We start from the raw sequence: 16,362 nt of genomic DNA, 5'->3' as shown, positions 1-16,362 counted from the left end.
CGAGGTGACGTGTCACGCATCCAACATGTCGGGGGTTCTCTGCTGACATCACCAGGGGATGCCCAGGCCAACGGGAACGGCCACCCCGTGCGAGCACAACAGCTCGCACGGGGTGGCCGACGTCGCACCGGGCGACGGGATCAGCGTCGTGTCAGGACGTGGCGCCGATGGTGCCGGAGTCCGAGGCCTCGCCGTCGGGCGTGCCGCGGCCGGTCTGGTGCTGCAGGCGGTCGATGTGCTCGGACGCCTCGGCCTTGGTCAGGTCGGCGGAGAGCTCCTCGCCGGCCTCACGAGCCAGGGTGTCGAGGTAGCTGCGCTGCGGGCCGGTCATGGGCTCGTCGCCGGTGACCCACTGCTCCGGGTCCTTGCTCGCGGTGGTGGACGGGTCCGGACGGGCCCCGCCGAGGGTCTCGCCGTCGGTCGGCGACTCGGAGGGGGACGGGGAGGAGGTTGCATCGGTCATGGCACGGACGCTACGCCGCACCCACTGACACCAGCCGACCCGCGGGCCGGAAGACGCTACGCAGCGCCGGACTCGTCCACCGGCACGCTCGTGTACCGCACGAGGTCCGGCCCGACCTCGTTCGCGGCGAGCGGCACCGAGCGCCCGTCCCGCGTGACCCAGAGCGTGTTGCCGGGCTCGTCGAGCCGCTCCACCGGGTGCAGCGACCCCTCGAGCAGCACCGCCGCACGGACTTCCACCCGACCGGAGGATGTGCGCGGCGGCAGGCCGGGCACATCGTCCGCGAACCCGGGGTAGGTGCCGGGCGCCAGCAGCGGGCTGATCGGCGTCGTGACGATCTCCACACCGGCGGCCCCGGTCGGTGTCGTGGCGTCGGCGGTCACCGTGACCAGCCGGACAACCTGGTCCTTCGGGAGCGGCGCGTCCACGACGCCGGACGCGGCCAGCGCGCGGAAGGCGGGCCGACCGTCGGGGCCGAGGTGGGCCTCCTGGCCGTCGATCCGGACGCGACCGCGTCCGCGGGTGTCGGCGTAGACACCGGGCTCCAGGCCGGAGCGGCGGGCCTCGACGAGCGGCACGACGACCCGGTCGGGCCGGTACCAGTCGCGGAGGGTGGCCGGGTCGACCCAGCCGATGCTCGCGACGCCGCGGGCCAGTTCGGCGTCGTCGTCGACGGCGCGTTCGTCGAGCGCGCCGAGCGGGTGTTCGCCGCGGACGGCGACGAGGCCGTCGTACCGGTCGTCGCGGTGGTCGAGGACCTCGACGCGTTTCGACACCTTGCCGCCGTGGCCGTCGAACGTCGCCCAGGTGCGCAGTTCGGGAGCGTTGGTCATGGGGTCACATCGTATTCCGGGAGGCTCGGCTCACTCCGAGGACGTCGGCCTGCGCGCCGCGGACGCCGCCACCAGGGCACGGATCTCGCCGGTGCAGAGGGCCGGGTCGACGCCCTCGGCGGGGCCGGCCGGTCGGGTCGCACGACGCGACTGCAGGCTGTTCCGCTGGGCCGATCGGAGGATGCGGTCCTCCTCTTCACTGCGGAAGACACCGTTCGGTGACCGGCGGAGCGGGGGTCGGACGGGCTCACCACGGCGGTCCTGCCCGGGGAACGGGCGGGAGCGACGGCCGTAGAGCAGCTCGGACGAGTCGAGGAGCCACGGCACGAGCGCGACGGTCACCCCGTGCACGAGCAGGAGCTTCCGCCGGATCCGACGGCCACGGTGGTTGTGGAGCAGGCCCTCCCACCAGTGTCCGACGATGAAGATCGGCGTGTAGACCGTGACGACCTCGGACCCGTGGGCTGCCCGGTGCGCCTTGATGTAGGAGATGAGCGGCATCGAGATGTCGCGGTACGGGCTCGGCACGATCGTCAGCGGGACCTCGATGCCGTGCTCGGCCCACTGCTGCCGGAGGTGCGCGGCGTCGGCGTCGTCGATGGCCACGTGCACGGCCTCGAGTCCGGCGTGCTTGGCGGCGATGGCGTAGTCGAGCGCCTTGAGCACCGGCTTCTGCAGCTTGTTCACCAGGACGATCGCGTGGTCGCCGGTCGCGCCGAACTGCGTCTCGACGTCCGCCTCGACCTCGTGCTTGACGTCGCGGTAGTACCGGTTCACACCGAGCATCAGCACGTAGAGCACCGGCATGATGAGGAACACCAGCCAGGCGCCGTGCGTGAACTTCGTGATCGTGACGATGACCAGGACGACCAGGGTGAACGTCGCGCCGATCGCGTTGATCGTCCGGGAGCGCACGACCTGCCCGCGGTGCACGGGCTCGGACGCGGTGCCGTCCCGGTCGGCGCGGAGCAGCCGCGTCCAGTGCACGACCATGCCCGTCTGGCCGAGCGTGAACGACACGAAGACGCCGATGATGTACAGCTGGATGAGGCTCGTGACGTTCGCCCGGTAGACCACGAGCAGCGCGGCCGCGACGAGCGCCAGCACGATGACGCCGTTCGAGTAGATGAGCCGGTCGCCCCGCGTCGACAGGGCCTTGGGCGCGTAGGAGTCGCGCGCCAGGATCGAGCCGAGCAGCGGGAACCCGTTGAACGCCGTGTTCGCCGCGAGGAGCAGCACTGCGGCCGTCGTTGCCTGGATCACGAAGAACAGCACGGAGTTGTCCCCGAACGTGGCCGCCGCGATCTGGGCGATGAGGGAGCGCTGCGGCGTCGTCGCGCAGTTCGCGAAGCCGACCAGGTCGCAGGCCTGTTCGGCGTAGTGCACGCGGGACACGAGCGCGAGCGTGATGAGTCCGACGAACAGGACGATCGCGATGCCGCCCATGGCCACCAGGGTCGCCTGGGCGTTCCGCACCTTGGGTCGGCGGAAGGCCTGCACGCCGTTCGCGATCGCCTCGACGCCGGTCAGCGCGGAGCAGCCGGACGCGAACGCGCGGAGGAGCAGCAGGATGAACGCCGCCTGCGTGGTGTGCTCGACGTTCTGCACCGTGTACCCGGCCGACTCGGCGACGGGAGCGTGCCCGGCGGCGACGCGGACCAGGCCGGTGACGACCATCACGAAGACACTCGCCACGAACAGGTACGTCGGGACGGCGAAGGCCTTGCTCGACTCCCGCACACCCCGCAGGTTCGCGGCCGCCAGCAGCACGACGAAGGCCAGCGCGAGCTCGACGCGGAACGGGTTGAGCATCGGCAGCGCGGAGATGATGTTGTCCACGCCCGAGGCCACCGACACCGCCACCGTCATCACGTAGTCGACGAGCAGGGCACTGGCCACGACGAGCCCGGCCTTCTCGCCGAGGTTCCGGTGCGCGACCTCGTAGTCGCCGCCGCCGGACGGGTACGCCTTGATGAGCTGGCGGTAGGACGCGACCACGACGACGAGCAGCAGCACGACGAGCGCGGCGACCCACGGGGCGAAGGTCAGGAACGCCATCCCGCCGAGCAGCAGGATCATCAGCAGCTCCTGCGGGGCGTACGCCACCGAGGAGAGGGGGTCGCTCGCGAAGATGGGGAGCGCGAGGTGCTTCGGGAGCAGCTGTCCCTCGAGCTTCTCGGAGGGGAGCGGATCCCCGATCAGCCGCGACTTCAGCGACCGGATCTCGTTCGTCACGAGCGGCAAACCTACTCACATCCGCGCGCGAGTCAACACTGTGCGGACGGACAGGCAGGCGGAGGTCCGGTCCACGCGCTGGTGCGGTGGGCCGACTGCGCCAGCGGATGGGAGGCCGTGGTTGCCCCCGCCCCGCCGGCGCGAGCGGTCAGAGCGACCGGCGCAGGGCCTCCAGGCCGTCGCGCAGACGCGTCACCGTGTCGGCGCCGAGCGTGCCGCGGGTGGCACGGCGGCGCAGGTCGGCGCGGACCTGCTGCCGGAACGACGACAGGGCCATCTCGAGCTCGCGGAGCACCCGGGCGCTCTCCGAGGGGACGGAGGTCGGTTCCTCGGTGCTGGCGCCCTGTGCGGACGCGGCGAGGTCGGCGCGGAGCGAGCGCATGGCGTCCCCGACCGAGGCTCGGACCCCGTCGGCCAGCGACCGGACGGAGTCGTTCACGCCGGACTCGACGTCGGCGATCTCGTCGGCGCGGGCGGTGAGCTCGGCGCGGCCGGCCTCGGTGATCGCGTAGACGGTCTTGCGGCCGTCGACGGTCTTCGAGACCAGGCCCTCGTCCTCGAGCTTGGCCAGGCGCGGGTAGACCGTGCCAGCGCTCGGGACGTAGGTGCCGCCGAAGCGCTCGCCGAGGGCCTGGATGACCTCGTACCCGTGCATCGGGTGGTCGGCGAGCAGGACGAGCAGGTACAGGCGCAGCTGACCGTGGGCGAAGACGGGGCTCATGCGGGCGCCTCGGTCTCGTCAGTCGTGCCGTGCGTGCCGGTCGTGCCGGTGGTCGGCGTCTCGGGGGCGGTGTACGCCGTCGTCGGGGGAGCCGTGGGGGCAGCCGGCGGGGCGTGCAGCACCGCGATGTCGCCGGAGACCGAGTTCACCTTGAGGTCGAGCCACTGCCCGGAGAGCTCGCCGCCCTGCTTGACGTAGGAGCCGCGGACGCCGTTGATCTCCGCATCGTCGAACTGCAGCTTGCCGGTCGCCGTGCTGACGGTGCAGCGGAAGGGGACACCGTCCTCGAGCCGGACGCTCACCGAGCCGGACACCGTGTTCACCTTGGCGGCGTCGGGGGTGCCGCGCAGGTCGAGCACGACGTCGGCGGAGACGCCGTCTGCCGAGAACCGCGGGATCTCACCCGTCGCGACGACGTCACCGGAGACGGTGTGCACCGTGAGGGCGCCGTCGAGGTCGTGGATCGTGGTGGAGCCGTTGACCGCGTTCACGGTGACGTCGCCCGCGACGCCGTCGACGACGAGGTCGCCGGACACGGTGTTCAGCGTCGCGCCGCGGTTCGTGCCGGAGAGCAGTGCGCCAGCGGAGACGACCCCGAGGGTGACGCCGGCGTCGCGGGGCACCAGGATGCTGACGTCCGCACGGGCAGAGCCGCGGAAGGACCGCAGGAACCCGATCGGGTCGTCCCAGCGGATCTGCGGGTGGTCGACGGTGAGCGTGTCGCCGTCGAGCTCGATCTTGAGCGGCTTGCCCGACACGCTGTGCACCTCGACGCGTGCGGTGGGCTCGTCGTGCGCGACGACGTCGACCTGCCCGCCCACGAGTCCGACGCGCACGGACCGGACGATGCCGGTGTCGATGACCTTGGGCTCCTCGACGAGCCACTTCTCCTGTGCCATGTTGCCTCCTCGAACTCGCGATGTATCGCGTTGTGGAAGTCACGATACATCGCGAGTCTGGACGCGACAAGGGCCGCGCGCGGCTTCCCGGCCGCGCGGACGCCCGGCGATCACGGGGCGGGCGTGGGCTCCGTGGCGGGGGCGGGGCGGGCCTCCCGGCCGGGTGGGAGGTGACCCGACCGCTCGGGGCTCCACGGGAAGCGGCGGAAGAGCGGCATCATGGGCTGGACCATCGGGCCGATGGCGAACGCGGCGATCACGGTGCCGGCGCCGACGTCCCCGCCGAGGAACCAGCCGACGATGACCACGGCGACCTCGATCAGGGTGCGGGCGAGCCAGATCGGCCAGCCGAGCCGCTGGTGCAGTCCGACCATCAGTCCGTCGCGCGCGCCCGTGCCGAAGCCGGCGCCGATGTAGAACGCGGTCGCGACGGCCAGCAGGACCAGGCCGGCGACGAAGAGCCCGATCCGTGCGACCAGACCGTCCGGTGACGGCACGAGCCACAGGACCAGGTCGGCGGAGGGACCGATCAGCAGGGCGTTCAGCAGCGTCCCGACACCGGGCTTCTGGCGGAGCGGGATCCAGAGCAGCAGGATGACGCCACTCGACACGACGGTGATGAGCCCGAACGACCACGGCACCACGTGCTCGAGCCCCTCCGTCAGGACGGTCCACGACGAGACGCCGACGACTGCGCGGACCTGCAGGGCGGTCGAGGCGCCGTAGAGGAACAGCCCGACGAGCAGCTGGACGGACCGGAGGGTGAGGGCGGTTGGGCGGGACATGGTCCGATGCTCCCGCGGATTGGACTGCCCGTCGAGAGCCAATCTGACTAGCGTGGTCCCCATGACCCCGGTCCTCCTCAGCGCCCGCTCGGCCGCCCTGCTGCTCAGCGAGTGGCGCACCGACTCCGACGCCACGGCCTACGCGGCGCTGGCCGATGCCATCCGGGTCCTCGTCATCGACGGCCGGGTGCCGCTCGGGGCCCGTCTGCCGGCGGAACGCGGGCTGGCCGAGGCGCTCGGCGTCTCACGGACGACCGTCGCGAACGCGTACGCCCGCCTGCGCGAGGACGGCTTCCTGGTCTCCCTCCGCGGGTCCGGCAGTGTCGTGCGGCTGCCGGCGGACCTGGCAGGACGGCCGGACCCCGAACGGCTCGGCGGCGTCGTCGCCGGGGACGTGCTCGACCTCCGGAAGGCGGCCATGCACGCCGCGCCCGGGGTGGCGGACGCCGTCGAGCGCGCGATGCGGCACGTCCCGGCGGCGCTCGCCGGGATCGGGTACGACACGGTGGGCGACCCCGGCCTGCGCGAGGCCATCGCATCGCGGTACACCGATCGAGGGCTGCCGACATCCTCCGACCAGGTGATCGTGACCGTCGGCGCCCAGCACGCGATCGCCCTCCTGGCGCGGGTCCTCGTCCGACGGGGGGATGCCGTGCTCGTGGAGTCGCCGACGTACCCGCACGCGCACGAGGCCTTCCGCGAGGCCGGCGGCCGACTCGTCGGCGTGCCCGTCGACGCCCGCGGTGGGTGGGACACCGCGGTGCTGGAGACGGCCCTGCGGCGATCGACCCCGGCGGTCGCGTACGTGATGCCGGAGCTGCACAACCCGACCGGCGCGACCATGTCGGCCGAGGCCCGCGCGCTGCTGGTCGACGTCGCCGCCTCCGTGGGGACGACCGTGATCGCCGACGAGACGATGGGGGAGCTGCGGATCGACGGACCGGCCGCCGTGCCCCTGGCCACGCTGAGCGAGGACGTCGTGATGATCGGGTCCGCCGCCAAGGTCTTCTGGGGCGGGCTGCGGATCGGTTGGATCCGCGCGCGACCGGCGCTGCTGCAGCGCCTGCTGCTCGCACGCCCGACCGGTGACCTCGGCACGCCGGTGCTCGACCAGCTGGTCGCGCGCGAGCTGGTCCCCCGGACCGACGCCGTCCTGGAGGCTCGGCGCACGTCCCTGCGGCAGGGTCGCGACGAGGTCGTGGACGCGTTGCGCACGCGGCTGCCGGAGTGGGACGTCCCGTCGCCGGCGGGCGGGTTGACGACGTGGGTGGGGCTCGGCCGACCGGTGTCCAGCGCGCTGGTGCTCGCCGCACGGGCCGAGGGCGTCGTGCTGGCGTCCGGCGGGGTGTTCGGGCCGGACGGCGGCTTCGAGCGGTTCCTCCGGGTGCCCTTCACGATGCCGCCGGCCGACCGGGTGCGCATGGTCGACGTGCTCGAGCGGGCGTGGGGACGGGTCGGCCGGGCGTCGGCAGGGGCGCGGGGGTCGCTGGCCGCGGTGGTGTGAGGCGGGGCGGGATCATCCTGTCGGTGGACCCGGCTGGCTCCCTGGTGGGACGACGGTGCGCCGGGCGCTCGCGATGCTGGGCGCATGACACCGATCACCGCGAGCAGCTCCGTCCCCGCCGTCCCGGCCGTGCCCGCGGCCGCCCGGGTCTCGATGGCGTTCGGCGGGGCGCTGCTCGCGGGGGTGCTCACCTCGTACGGCCAGGGCGTCACGGGGCTGTCGAGCGTCGCCAACTCGGCCGGACCCTGGTTCATCGTCGCCGTCGCGCTGCTGCTCGTCATGCGGGTGCGCGGCGGACGCGTCGGGCTGCCCGTGGCGATGGTGACCGGCATCGTCCTGCTCGAGCTCCTGCACGTGGGGTACTGGGCGGCGTCGAACCTGCGCGGCTTCCCGGACGTGCTGTCGATCACGAGCTTCTGGGTGCTGATGGGCTTCCCGGCCGGGGTGCTCGCGGGTGCCGTCGCCGTGGCCGTCCGCTCCCGGGACGGCCGCTGGCGTGGAGCGGCCTTCGGCGTGACCGCAGCCGTCCTCGTCGGTGAGGGCATCCGCTGCCTGCTGCAGGTCGCCGAGACCACGGGCGTCGCGACGTGGATCGTCGAGATCGTCGTCGGGGCGGGCGTGCTGCTCGTCGGGGTCGTGCTCGCGCGGACACCGGTGGGACGGGTCGTGGCGCTCGGGTGCGGCGTGCTCGGGACGGTCGGGGTGCTCGGCGCGTACGTCCTGCTCAGCTGACGGGTCCGGTGGTCCCACGGTCGCGGTGACGCTGCTGATGCGTCCGCTGTCAGCCCTGCCTGCGAGGATCGGAGCGTGCACCTCCTCTCGGTCTTCAGCCTGCGGAACCGCGCGCTCATCGCGCTCGTCACCATCGTCGTCGCGGTGTTCGGCGGGATCGCGCTCTCCAGCCTCAAGCAGGAGCTGATCCCGAGCGTCCAGTTCCCGCAGATCGCGATCGTCAGCGCCTACCCCGGCGCGACCCCGCAGGTCGTGTCGAACGACGTCTCGACCAAGATCGAGCAGGGCATCCAGGCGGTGCCGGACCTCAAGTCCACGTCGGCGACGTCCTCGACCGGGCAGAGCGTCGTCTCCGCCGAGTTCGACTACGGGTCCAACCTCGCCAGCGCCGAGGACAAGATCCAGACCGTCGTCAACGCTCTCTCCCTGCCGGACTCCGTGCAGACGCAGATCGTCACCGGGTCCTTCGACGACCTGCCCGTGCTCCAGCTCGCCGTGTCCGCCAAGGGTGACCAGGAGCAGCTCGTCGACCGGTTGAACGCGACGGCGATCCCCGACCTCGAGAAGCTCGACGGCGTGCGCGAGGCCGACGTCTTCGGCAACCCGGGTCGCCGCGTGGTGATCACCCCCGACCGCGACGAGCTCGCCGCCAGGGGCCTGTCCGAGACCACCATCTCCGACGCCCTCGACGACAACGGCACGCTCATCCCCGGCGGCAGCCTGACGCAGGACGGCTCGACGCTCTCGGTGCAGACGGGGGAGCGCATCGCGTCGACCGCCGACATCGCTGCCCTGCCCCTGACCGGCGGCAAGGACGTCACCGGCGCCCCCGTGGCGACGACCCTCGGGGACGTGGCGACGGTCGCGATCAAGGAGTCCCCGCGCACGTCGATCAGCCGTGTGGACGGTGAGCAGGCGCTGACCATCGCGATCACCAAGACCCAGCAGGCCAACACGGTGGACGTCTCCACGACCGTCCGCGACGCCCTGCCCGGCATCGAGTCCAAGATCACCGGGGACCCCAAGTTCACGGTCGTGTTCGACCAGGCGCCCTACATCCAGCAGTCCATCGACTCGCTGGCCGAGGAAGGGCTGCTCGGGCTCGGCTTCGCCGTGGTCGTGATCCTGGTGTTCCTGCTGTCCGTCCGGTCGACGCTCGTCACCGCGATCTCGATCCCGACCTCGGTGCTGCTCGCGGCGATCGGCATGCGCGCCGCCGGGTACACGCTCAACATCATCACGCTCGCCGCGCTGACGATCGCGATCGGCCGCGTGGTCGACGACTCCATCGTCGTGATCGAGAACATCAAGCGGCACCTGCAACCCGGGGTCGACCGGCGCCAGGCCGTGCTCGACGGCGTGCGCGAGGTCGCCGGCGCCGTGACCGCGTCCACCGTGACGACCGTCGTGGTGTTCCTGCCGGTGGCGTTCGTCGCCGAGCTCGTCGGTGAGCTCTTCCGGCCGTTCGCCCTCACCGTGTCGATGGCGCTCGTGGCGTCGCTGCTCGTCTCGCTGACGATCGTGCCCGTGCTGGCGTACTGGTTCCTCCGCGCGCCGAAGGGCCACAAGCACGCGGCGGCGGCGTCCGCGTCCTCGTCCTCGTCGGCCACGAGCACCACGCTCAGCAGTGCCGCCGACCTGCACGACGCCAGCGCTCCCGACCGGCTGCGGCGCGGGTACCAGCCGCTGCTGCACTGGGTGCTGCGGTTCCCGTGGGTCGTCGTCCTCCTCGCCGTGCTGGTGCTCGGCGGGACCGCCGCCGCGCTGCCGTTCGTGAAGACGAACTACCTCGGCGACTCCGGCCAGAACACGTTCACGGTCACGCAGGACCTCGAACCGGGGAGCTCGCTCGCGGTCCAGTCGGACGCAGCCCGCAAGGTCGAGCGCGAACTCCGCGCGGTCGACGGCGTCGAGACCGTGCAGACCACGATCGGGTCGAGCGGTCAGTCGATCCAGGCCGCGTTCGGCGGCGGCGGGACGGCGTCGATCCAGTACGCGGTCACCACCACGTCCGGTGCCGACCAGACCCGGATCCAGTCCGACACCCGCAAGCGCCTCGACGGGATCACGGGTGCTGGGAACGTCGCAGTGTCCTCTGCCGGCGGGGCCTTCGGCGGCAGCAGCGACATCGAGGTCGACGTCACGGCGCCGACCCAGGCGCAGCTCAAGACGGCGTCCGACCGGGTGCTCGCGAAGATGCGGGGCCTGGACGACACGACCGGCGCGTCGAGCAACCTCTCCGCCGCCGAGCCCTACCTGGCCGTCCGGGTCGACCGGGCGAAGGCCGCCGAGCTCGGGCTCACCGAGACCCAGGTCGGCGGGCTCGTCGCCGCGTCGGTGTCCCCGCGTGACACGGGCTCGGTCGAGATCGAGGACGCCACCCTCGACGTCTACATCGCCGACCCGGAACCGCCGACGACGATCGCCGCGCTGCGGGCGCTCTCGGTGCCGACCGCGACGGGCTCCGTCCCGCTGTCGGACGTCGCGACGGTCGAGCGTGCGGACGGACCGACCACGGTCACCACGTCGGACGCGGTCCGGACGGCCACCATCACGGTGACCCCGGACCCGGCGAACCTCGGGGCAGCGGTGCAGTCCGTCACCTCGGCGGTGGACCAGCTCGACCTGCCGAAGGGCGCGTCAGCGTCGATCGGCGGCGTCGCCTCGAGCCAGTCGTCGGCGTTCAGCCAGCTGCTGCTCGCGGCCCTGGTGGCGATCCTGATCGTCTACGTCGTCATGGTCGCGACCTTCCGCAACCTGTACCAGCCGGTGCTGCTGCTCGTGTCCGTGCCGTTCGCGGCGACGGGGGCGATCCTGCTGCAGCTCGTGTCGGGCATCCCGCTCGGGGTGGCCTCGCTCATCGGCGTGCTCATGCTCGTCGGCATCGTCGTGACGAACGCGATCGTGCTCATCGACCTCGTCAACCAGTACCGACGACGGGGCCTCCGCGTGCGCGAGGCCCTGGTCGAGGGCGCCACACGACGACTCCGGCCGATCCTGATGACGGCGCTCGCGACGATCTTCGCGCTGGTGCCGATGGCGATCGGGGTCACCGGGCAGGGCGGCTTCATCTCGCAGCCGCTCGCACTCGTGGTGATCGGCGGGCTCGTGTCGTCTACTCTGCTGACGCTCATCGTGCTGCCGGCGCTGTACTTCCTGGTGGAGCGGGCGCTGGAGTGGCGTGCAGACCGTCGCGCCGCAGGCCGCCCGCGGCGTCGGTTCCGGCAGTGGCTCCGGGAGACCTTCACCCGGTCGGGCCGTCAGGAGTGGAAGGACCAGTACGCGCGCTAGCGCCCCTCGGCGTCCTCGACCTCGAGCTGCGTGAACCAGTTCACCAGGACGACGGTCAGCGTCACGAGGAACACGACCGCACCGAGCTGGGCGACCGGCGAGGTGTGGCCGGTCGCCACGCCCCAGCCCGCGAAGGCCACGGTCACCACGAACGACAGCCCGAGCAGCAGCTCCGCCGCGGTGCTGGCGAGCGAGCGGTGCTGCCAGCTGGTGGTGGGTCGCACGAGGAGGGTCGAGGTGTCGGTCACCCGGGAAGTCTCGTCCGGACGGTGCGCCGCCGGCAGCCCGACTCCGGGTGGCACCCGCCCGGGGTACAGACCGGTCCGCGGTCTGACCGACCGCCCGACCGCCCGCTCCGTCAGCGCAGCGTCCGCCGCAGGAACCGCACGACGCGCTCGCTCATCGCCTGGTCGAGCTGGGCGATCGAGTGCGCGGTGCCCTCGACCGCGACGAAGGTGACCGGGACGCCCTCGTCGCGCAGGGCCGAGGCGAAGTCCTGGGACTCCCACATCGGGATGAACTCGTGGGTCGAGTGCCCGATGAAGAACGGCGGGGTGTCCGCCGTCACGTTGTACCGCGGGGACGCCCGCTCGGCCGCTGGGCAGGCGTCGTACCGGGTGCAGCCGAGGTACAGCAGTTGTCGCCGTTGGAACGCTGCCGACACCCCGTCGGAGGCGGTCGAGCGGCTGGTCAGGTCCGACGGTCCGCTCAGGTCGACGACCGCACGGATGCGGTCACCGTCGGCGTACGCGGTCGAGCGGTGGTCCTCGACGGCGAGCAGTGACACGAGGTTCCCCCCGGCGCTCCCGCCGAACACCCCGACCCGGTCCGCGTCGACGTCGTAGGTCTCGAGCGTGGCGGGCCGGAACACCCAGTCGAGCGCCCGTCGGACGTCGTCGAGCCCGGCGGGGAACGGATCGGTCGGGGCGAGGCGGTAGTCCACGTTGAACGTGACGAAGCCGGCGGACGCCAGGTACTGGCAGACGGCCCGGTACGCGGCCGTGTCCTTGTCGCCGTGTGACCAGCTGCCGCCGTGCACCATCATCACGGCCGGCCGGGTCCCGGTGGCGGCCTTCTCGAGCGCCGAGGGGTCGGCCGTGGCCGGCGCGGTCGGTGACGGGTTCGTGCGGCCCGTCGCACCCGGCTCGGGGACCTCCGGCACTGCCGAGGAAGTGGACCCGGAGCCGGCAAGGCCCCCGCTCCCAGCGGCAGCAGCCGCACCCGCTGGCGTCGCCGCCCCCTCGGGCGTCGCGGTCGTGCCCGGTGCGCTGTCCGCCGGCAGGCAGACGTCGAGCCGCTGCAGTCGGTCCCCGCCGTACGGCACGTCCGTGACGACGTCGATGCCGTGGTACCGCAACGACAGGGGGTAGATCACGGCGCCGGCGGTGACGGTCTGGTTGCCGTCGCCGGCGGGGTCGGCACTGCACGACGCGACCGCGCCGAGCGCCACGATCGCGGCGACGAGCGCGAGCAGGGTGCGACGGCCGGACCTCATCGCCGACAACGGTATCCCCAGGTGTGGCCGATCGCAGCACGCTGGACACCCGGGGGTGCCAGGATGAGGGCGACCCGTCACCGTCGAAGCAGGAGGACCCGTGAGTCGACGCAAGGCCTGGAACGCCGATCCCGAACCGCTCCTCCGTGTCGACGAGGGCTTCCAGCTCGCCGACGTCGACCCCGACGGCACCCCGGGCTTCCCCGGACGCAAGATCGACGGCCTCGAGTCCCTCGCCGCCGGAGCCGACCGACTCGCAGCTCTGCAGGAACGTCTGTGGGCCGCTGCGACCGCGGGCGACGAGCGCCGCGTGCTCCTGGTACTGCAGGCGATGGACACCGCGGGCAAGGGCGGCATCGTGTCGCACGTCGTCGGCGCCGTCGACCCCAACGGCGTGCACTACGCCGGGTTCAAGGCACCGACGGCAGAAGAGCGCGAGCACGACTTCCTCTGGCGCGTGGAACGGCAGCTCCCGGCCGCCGGGCAGCTCGGGGTGTTCGACCGCTCCCACTACGAGGACGTCCTCATCCAGCGGGTGCGCGGGTACGCCCCACCCGAGGAGATCGAGCGTCGCTACGGCGCGATCGTCGACTTCGAGAGCCGACTCGCCGCGCAGGGCACCACGATCGTCAAGGTGATGCTGCACATCTCGAAGGACGAGCAGCGCGCTCGCCTCGGCGACCGCCTGGACCGCCCCGACAAGCACTGGAAGTTCAACCCGGCCGACATCGACGAGCGCCTGCGCTGGGACGACTACCAGCAGGCGTACCAGATCGCCTTCGACCGCACGTCGTCCGCCGTCGCACCCTGGTACGTCGTGCCGGCGAACCGCAAGTGGTACGCCCGCCTCGCCGTCCAGCAGCTCCTGCTCCGCGCGCTCGAGGACATGCACCTCTCGTGGCCCGCGGCGGACTTCGACGTGGCCGAGCAACGACAGCGGCTCGCCGAGTCCTGAGCCCCTCCGGCCAGGAGGCCCCGCTCGCCCACCGACACCAGCCCGGCCGATCGACGGGGCTGGTGTCGACGCGCGTGGTCGCGTAGACTCGGCCGGTCGGCCTTCGACACCGCGGCTCGCGAGCCGCGGACGTGTTTGGGTGTTGTGTAGTTCGAGGGCTGGAATCACGTCGATCGACGACGGGATGAACCCCCTCTCCACGAACCGCCCCCGCCGATGTCGCTGCTGGGCTGCGTGGTACGTCTGCACCCCGGAAAGCACTCATGGCCCCCTACGACAAGGGCGCGGACAACCGCGCCTCCGACCGAACCCGTCACCCGAACGGCACCCCCGCCGCTCGCAGCAGCAAGCACCGCGGCTTCCGCGCCCCGGAGCCGACCGCGCCCCGGCAGAAGCAGCGCTGGGACGCTGACGACCGCCGCAACCGTTCGTCGCAGGGCGATCGCCCGAGCCGTCCGAACTGGGACCCGCGCGACAGCCGCGGCAGCCGTCCGGCGTGGGAGCCCCGCGGCGCTGGCCGTCCCGCACGCGGTTCGGACCGCGATGAGCGAGCCCCGCGCAGCTTCAACCGCGACGATCGTGCCCCTCGTCGTGACAACGACGAGCGCCCGCAGCGTCGCTTCGACCGCGACGACCGCGCGCCTCGCAGCTTCAACCGCGACGACCGTGCCCCGCGTCGTGACAACGACGAGCGCCCGCAGCGTCGCTTCGACCCTGATGACCGTGCCCCGCGCACGTTCAACCGTGACGACCGTGCCCCGCGTCGTGACAACGACGAGCGTCCGCAGCGTCGCTTCGACCGTGATGACCGTGCCCCGCGCACGTTCAACCGTGACGACCGAGCACCCCGTCGTGACAGCGACGACCGTGCCCCGCGCAGCTTCAACCGTGATGATCGTGCGCCCCGTCGTGACAACGACGAGCGTCCCCAGCGCGGCTTCGACCGCGACGACCGCGCTCCTCGCACGTTCAACCGCGACGACCGAGCCCCGCGCCGTGACAACGACGAGCGCCCGCAGCGCCGCTTCGACCGCGATGACCGTGCCCCGCGCACGTTCAACCGCGACGACCGCGCACCTCGTCGTGACAACGACGAGCGCCCCCAGCGCCGCTTCGACCGCGACGACCGCGAGGCCCCCGCGTCCCGCGCCGGCCACTTCGTCCCCGTGGACGACGTCAAGCTCGACAAGCTCAAGGCCGAGTCGACCATCGCCGCCGACGTCGAGGGCGTGACCTTCGCCGACCTCGGCATCGGCGGCAACATCTCGCGTGCCCTGGCCGAGCTCGGTGCGACCAGCCCGTTCCCGATCCAGGCCGCGACGATCCCCGACGTCATCGCAGGCAAGGACGTCCTCGGCCGCGGCCGCACGGGCTCCGGCAAGACCATCGCGTTCGGCGCCCCGCTCGTCGAGAAGCTCATGGAGAACGGCGGCGGCGCGAACCGCAAGATGGGCCGCGCCCCGCGTGCGCTCATCCTCGCGCCGACCCGTGAGCTCGCCCTGCAGATCGACCGCACGGTGCAGCCCATCGCCCGGTCGGTCGGCCTGTTCACGACGCAGATCTACGGCGGCGTGCCGTACGGCCGTCAAGAGGGCGCTCTGCAGCGCGGCGTCGACATCATCGTCGGCACTCCCGGCCGTGTGCAGGACCTCATGCGGAAGGGCACGCTCGACCTCAGCGAGGTCGTCGTCTCCGTCCTCGACGAGGCCGACCACATGTGCGACCTCGGGTTCCTCGAGCCCGTGCAGGAGATCCTCGAGGCCACGGCCCAGGTCACCCCGGCCGGCAAGCGCGCGCAGAAGCTCCTGTTCAGCGCCACGCTGGACACCCAGGTCGCGGCCCTCGTCGAGCAGTTCCTGCACGAGCCGAGCGTGCACGAAGTGGCGGGCGAGGACCAGGCGTCCTCGACCATCGACCACCGCGTGCTCGTGGTCGAGCAGCGCGAGAAGGACCGTCTCCTCGAGGAGCTCGTCGCCGGCGACGGCAAGACGATCGTCTTCGCCAGGACCCGGGCCTACGCCGAGCGTCTCGCTGAGCAGTTCGAGGACGCCGGCATCCGTGCGACCTCGCTCCACGGTGACCTGAACCAGTCCCGACGGACGCGCAACCTGCAGTTGCTCACGAGCGGCCGGGTGAACGTGCTCGTCGCGACCGACGTCGCCGCCCGCGGCATCCACGTCGACGACGTCTCGCTCGTCGTGCAGGCCGACGCCCCGGACGACTACAAGGCGTACATGCACCGCTCGGGCCGCACGGGTCGTGCCGGCAAGGAGGGCACCGTCGTCACGATCGTCCCCCGAGGCCGCATCCGCAAGATCGAGGGCATCCTCGAGCGCGCCGAGATCCAGGCCGAGCTGGTGCAGGCCGGCCCCGGCGACGGCATCGTCGCGGAGCTCGCCGCGCGCTGATCGCGAGCAGATGACGGACTGGAGGCCCGGTGCCAGCTGGC

13 protein-coding genes are annotated in these 16,362 nt (G+C 72.2%); 5 read left to right on the top strand and 8 right to left on the bottom strand.

Features of this window, described 5'->3' with window-relative positions; translation table 11 throughout:
- Positions 1–151: 151 nt before the first annotated feature.
- The 6 genes from ITJ54_RS09405 to ITJ54_RS09380 form a co-directional block, all read right to left on the bottom strand.
- The gene (locus ITJ54_RS09405) at positions 152–463 is read right to left on the bottom strand and encodes a DUF3072 domain-containing protein (RefSeq protein ID WP_194627654.1); all 312 of its coding nucleotides are present in this window, start codon (positions 461–463) and stop codon (positions 152–154) included.
- Between the two features lie 56 nt (positions 464–519).
- On the bottom strand, positions 520–1,296 hold the full coding sequence (locus ITJ54_RS09400) for a hypothetical protein (RefSeq protein ID WP_194627652.1): 777 nt from the start codon (positions 1,294–1,296) through the stop codon (positions 520–522).
- A 30-nt stretch (positions 1,297–1,326) separates the two neighbouring features.
- Positions 1,327–3,540 carry an APC family permease gene (locus tag ITJ54_RS09395; RefSeq protein ID WP_194627650.1) on the bottom strand — a complete coding sequence of 738 codons (2,214 nt, stop codon included), beginning with the start codon at positions 3,538–3,540 and terminating at the stop codon, positions 1,327–1,329.
- Between the two features lie 139 nt (positions 3,541–3,679).
- A complete protein-coding gene (locus tag ITJ54_RS09390; protein ID WP_194627648.1) occupies positions 3,680–4,252 on the bottom strand; it encodes a PadR family transcriptional regulator in 573 nt (190 codons plus the stop codon).
- Positions 4,249–5,151, bottom strand: coding sequence for a DUF4097 family beta strand repeat-containing protein (locus ITJ54_RS09385; protein ID WP_194627646.1), 903 nt, complete (start codon positions 5,149–5,151; stop codon positions 4,249–4,251). Before ITJ54_RS09385 ends, ITJ54_RS09390 begins: the two co-directional genes overlap by 4 nt.
- Before the next feature lie 110 nt (positions 5,152–5,261).
- Positions 5,262–5,936 carry a YczE/YyaS/YitT family protein gene (locus tag ITJ54_RS09380; RefSeq protein WP_228509052.1) on the bottom strand — a complete coding sequence of 225 codons (675 nt, stop codon included), beginning with the start codon at positions 5,934–5,936 and terminating at the stop codon, positions 5,262–5,264.
- A gap of 61 nt (positions 5,937–5,997) precedes the next feature.
- Here ITJ54_RS09380 and ITJ54_RS09375 point away from each other — a divergent pair, with 61 nt between their 5' ends.
- The 3 genes from ITJ54_RS09375 to ITJ54_RS09365 all read left to right on the top strand — a co-directional run bounded on the left by ITJ54_RS09375 (position 5,998) and on the right by ITJ54_RS09365 (position 11,463).
- Positions 5,998–7,440, top strand: coding sequence for a PLP-dependent aminotransferase family protein (locus ITJ54_RS09375; RefSeq protein WP_194627644.1), 1,443 nt, complete (start codon positions 5,998–6,000; stop codon positions 7,438–7,440).
- 84 nt (positions 7,441–7,524) lie between these two features.
- Positions 7,525–8,172, top strand: a complete 648-nt coding sequence (locus ITJ54_RS09370) for a DUF6518 family protein (protein ID WP_194627642.1) — start codon at positions 7,525–7,527, stop codon at positions 8,170–8,172.
- A gap of 75 nt (positions 8,173–8,247) precedes the next feature.
- A complete protein-coding gene (locus tag ITJ54_RS09365) occupies positions 8,248–11,463 on the top strand; it encodes an efflux RND transporter permease subunit (protein WP_194627641.1) in 3,216 nt (1,071 codons plus the stop codon).
- On the opposite strand, the gene ITJ54_RS09360 is transcribed toward ITJ54_RS09365, so the two are convergent.
- Together ITJ54_RS09360 and ITJ54_RS09355 are read right to left on the bottom strand one after the other, a co-directional pair.
- Positions 11,460–11,711 (bottom strand): hypothetical protein, encoded by a 252-nt coding sequence (locus tag ITJ54_RS09360; RefSeq protein ID WP_194627639.1) that lies wholly within the window; start codon positions 11,709–11,711, stop codon positions 11,460–11,462. The two genes, ITJ54_RS09365 and ITJ54_RS09360, sit on opposite strands and share 4 nt — an antisense overlap.
- Positions 11,712–11,821: 110 nt before the next feature.
- Positions 11,822–12,958, bottom strand: a complete 1,137-nt coding sequence (locus ITJ54_RS09355; RefSeq protein ID WP_194627637.1) for an alpha/beta hydrolase — start codon at positions 12,956–12,958, stop codon at positions 11,822–11,824.
- Between the two features lie 100 nt (positions 12,959–13,058).
- Between ITJ54_RS09355 and ITJ54_RS09350 the strand changes: the two genes are divergently transcribed.
- Both ITJ54_RS09350 and ITJ54_RS09345 read left to right on the top strand, forming a co-directional pair.
- On the top strand, positions 13,059–13,913 hold the full coding sequence (locus ITJ54_RS09350) for a polyphosphate kinase 2 family protein (protein ID WP_194627635.1): 855 nt from the start codon (positions 13,059–13,061) through the stop codon (positions 13,911–13,913).
- 263 nt (positions 13,914–14,176) lie between these two features.
- Complete coding sequence (locus tag ITJ54_RS09345; RefSeq protein WP_194627633.1) at positions 14,177–16,321, top strand: DEAD/DEAH box helicase; 2,145 nt, start codon at positions 14,177–14,179, stop codon at positions 16,319–16,321.
- The last annotated feature ends 41 nt before the right edge of the window (positions 16,322–16,362 follow it).

Origin of the sequence: Curtobacterium sp. VKM Ac-2865 (assembly GCF_015350905.1) — a bacterium.
Taxonomy (GTDB): domain Bacteria; phylum Actinomycetota; class Actinomycetes; order Actinomycetales; family Microbacteriaceae; genus Curtobacterium.
This window is presented reverse-complemented; position numbering and strand designations above follow the sequence as displayed.

Bases quoted from the DNA above. Each gene is read 5' to 3' on its own strand.
- ITJ54_RS09405 (WP_194627654.1), bottom strand. From the start codon at position 463: ATGACCGATGCAACCTCCTCCCCGTCCCCCTCCGAGTCGCCGACCGAC.
- ITJ54_RS09400 (WP_194627652.1), bottom strand. From the start codon at position 1,296: ATGACCAACGCTCCCGAACTGCGCACCTGGGCGACGTTCGACGGCCAC.
- ITJ54_RS09390 (WP_194627648.1), bottom strand. From the start codon at position 4,252: ATGAGCCCCGTCTTCGCCCACGGTCAGCTGCGCCTGTACCTGCTCGTC.
- ITJ54_RS09385 (WP_194627646.1), bottom strand. From the start codon at position 5,151: ATGGCACAGGAGAAGTGGCTCGTCGAGGAGCCCAAGGTCATCGACACC.
- ITJ54_RS09380 (WP_228509052.1), bottom strand. From the start codon at position 5,936: ATGTCCCGCCCAACCGCCCTCACCCTCCGGTCCGTCCAGCTGCTCGTC.
- ITJ54_RS09375 (WP_194627644.1), top strand. From the start codon at position 5,998: ATGACCCCGGTCCTCCTCAGCGCCCGCTCGGCCGCCCTGCTGCTCAGC.
- ITJ54_RS09370 (WP_194627642.1), top strand. From the start codon at position 7,525: ATGACACCGATCACCGCGAGCAGCTCCGTCCCCGCCGTCCCGGCCGTG.
- ITJ54_RS09355 (WP_194627637.1), bottom strand. From the start codon at position 12,958: ATGAGGTCCGGCCGTCGCACCCTGCTCGCGCTCGTCGCCGCGATCGTG.
- ITJ54_RS09345 (WP_194627633.1), top strand. From the start codon at position 14,177: ATGGCCCCCTACGACAAGGGCGCGGACAACCGCGCCTCCGACCGAACC.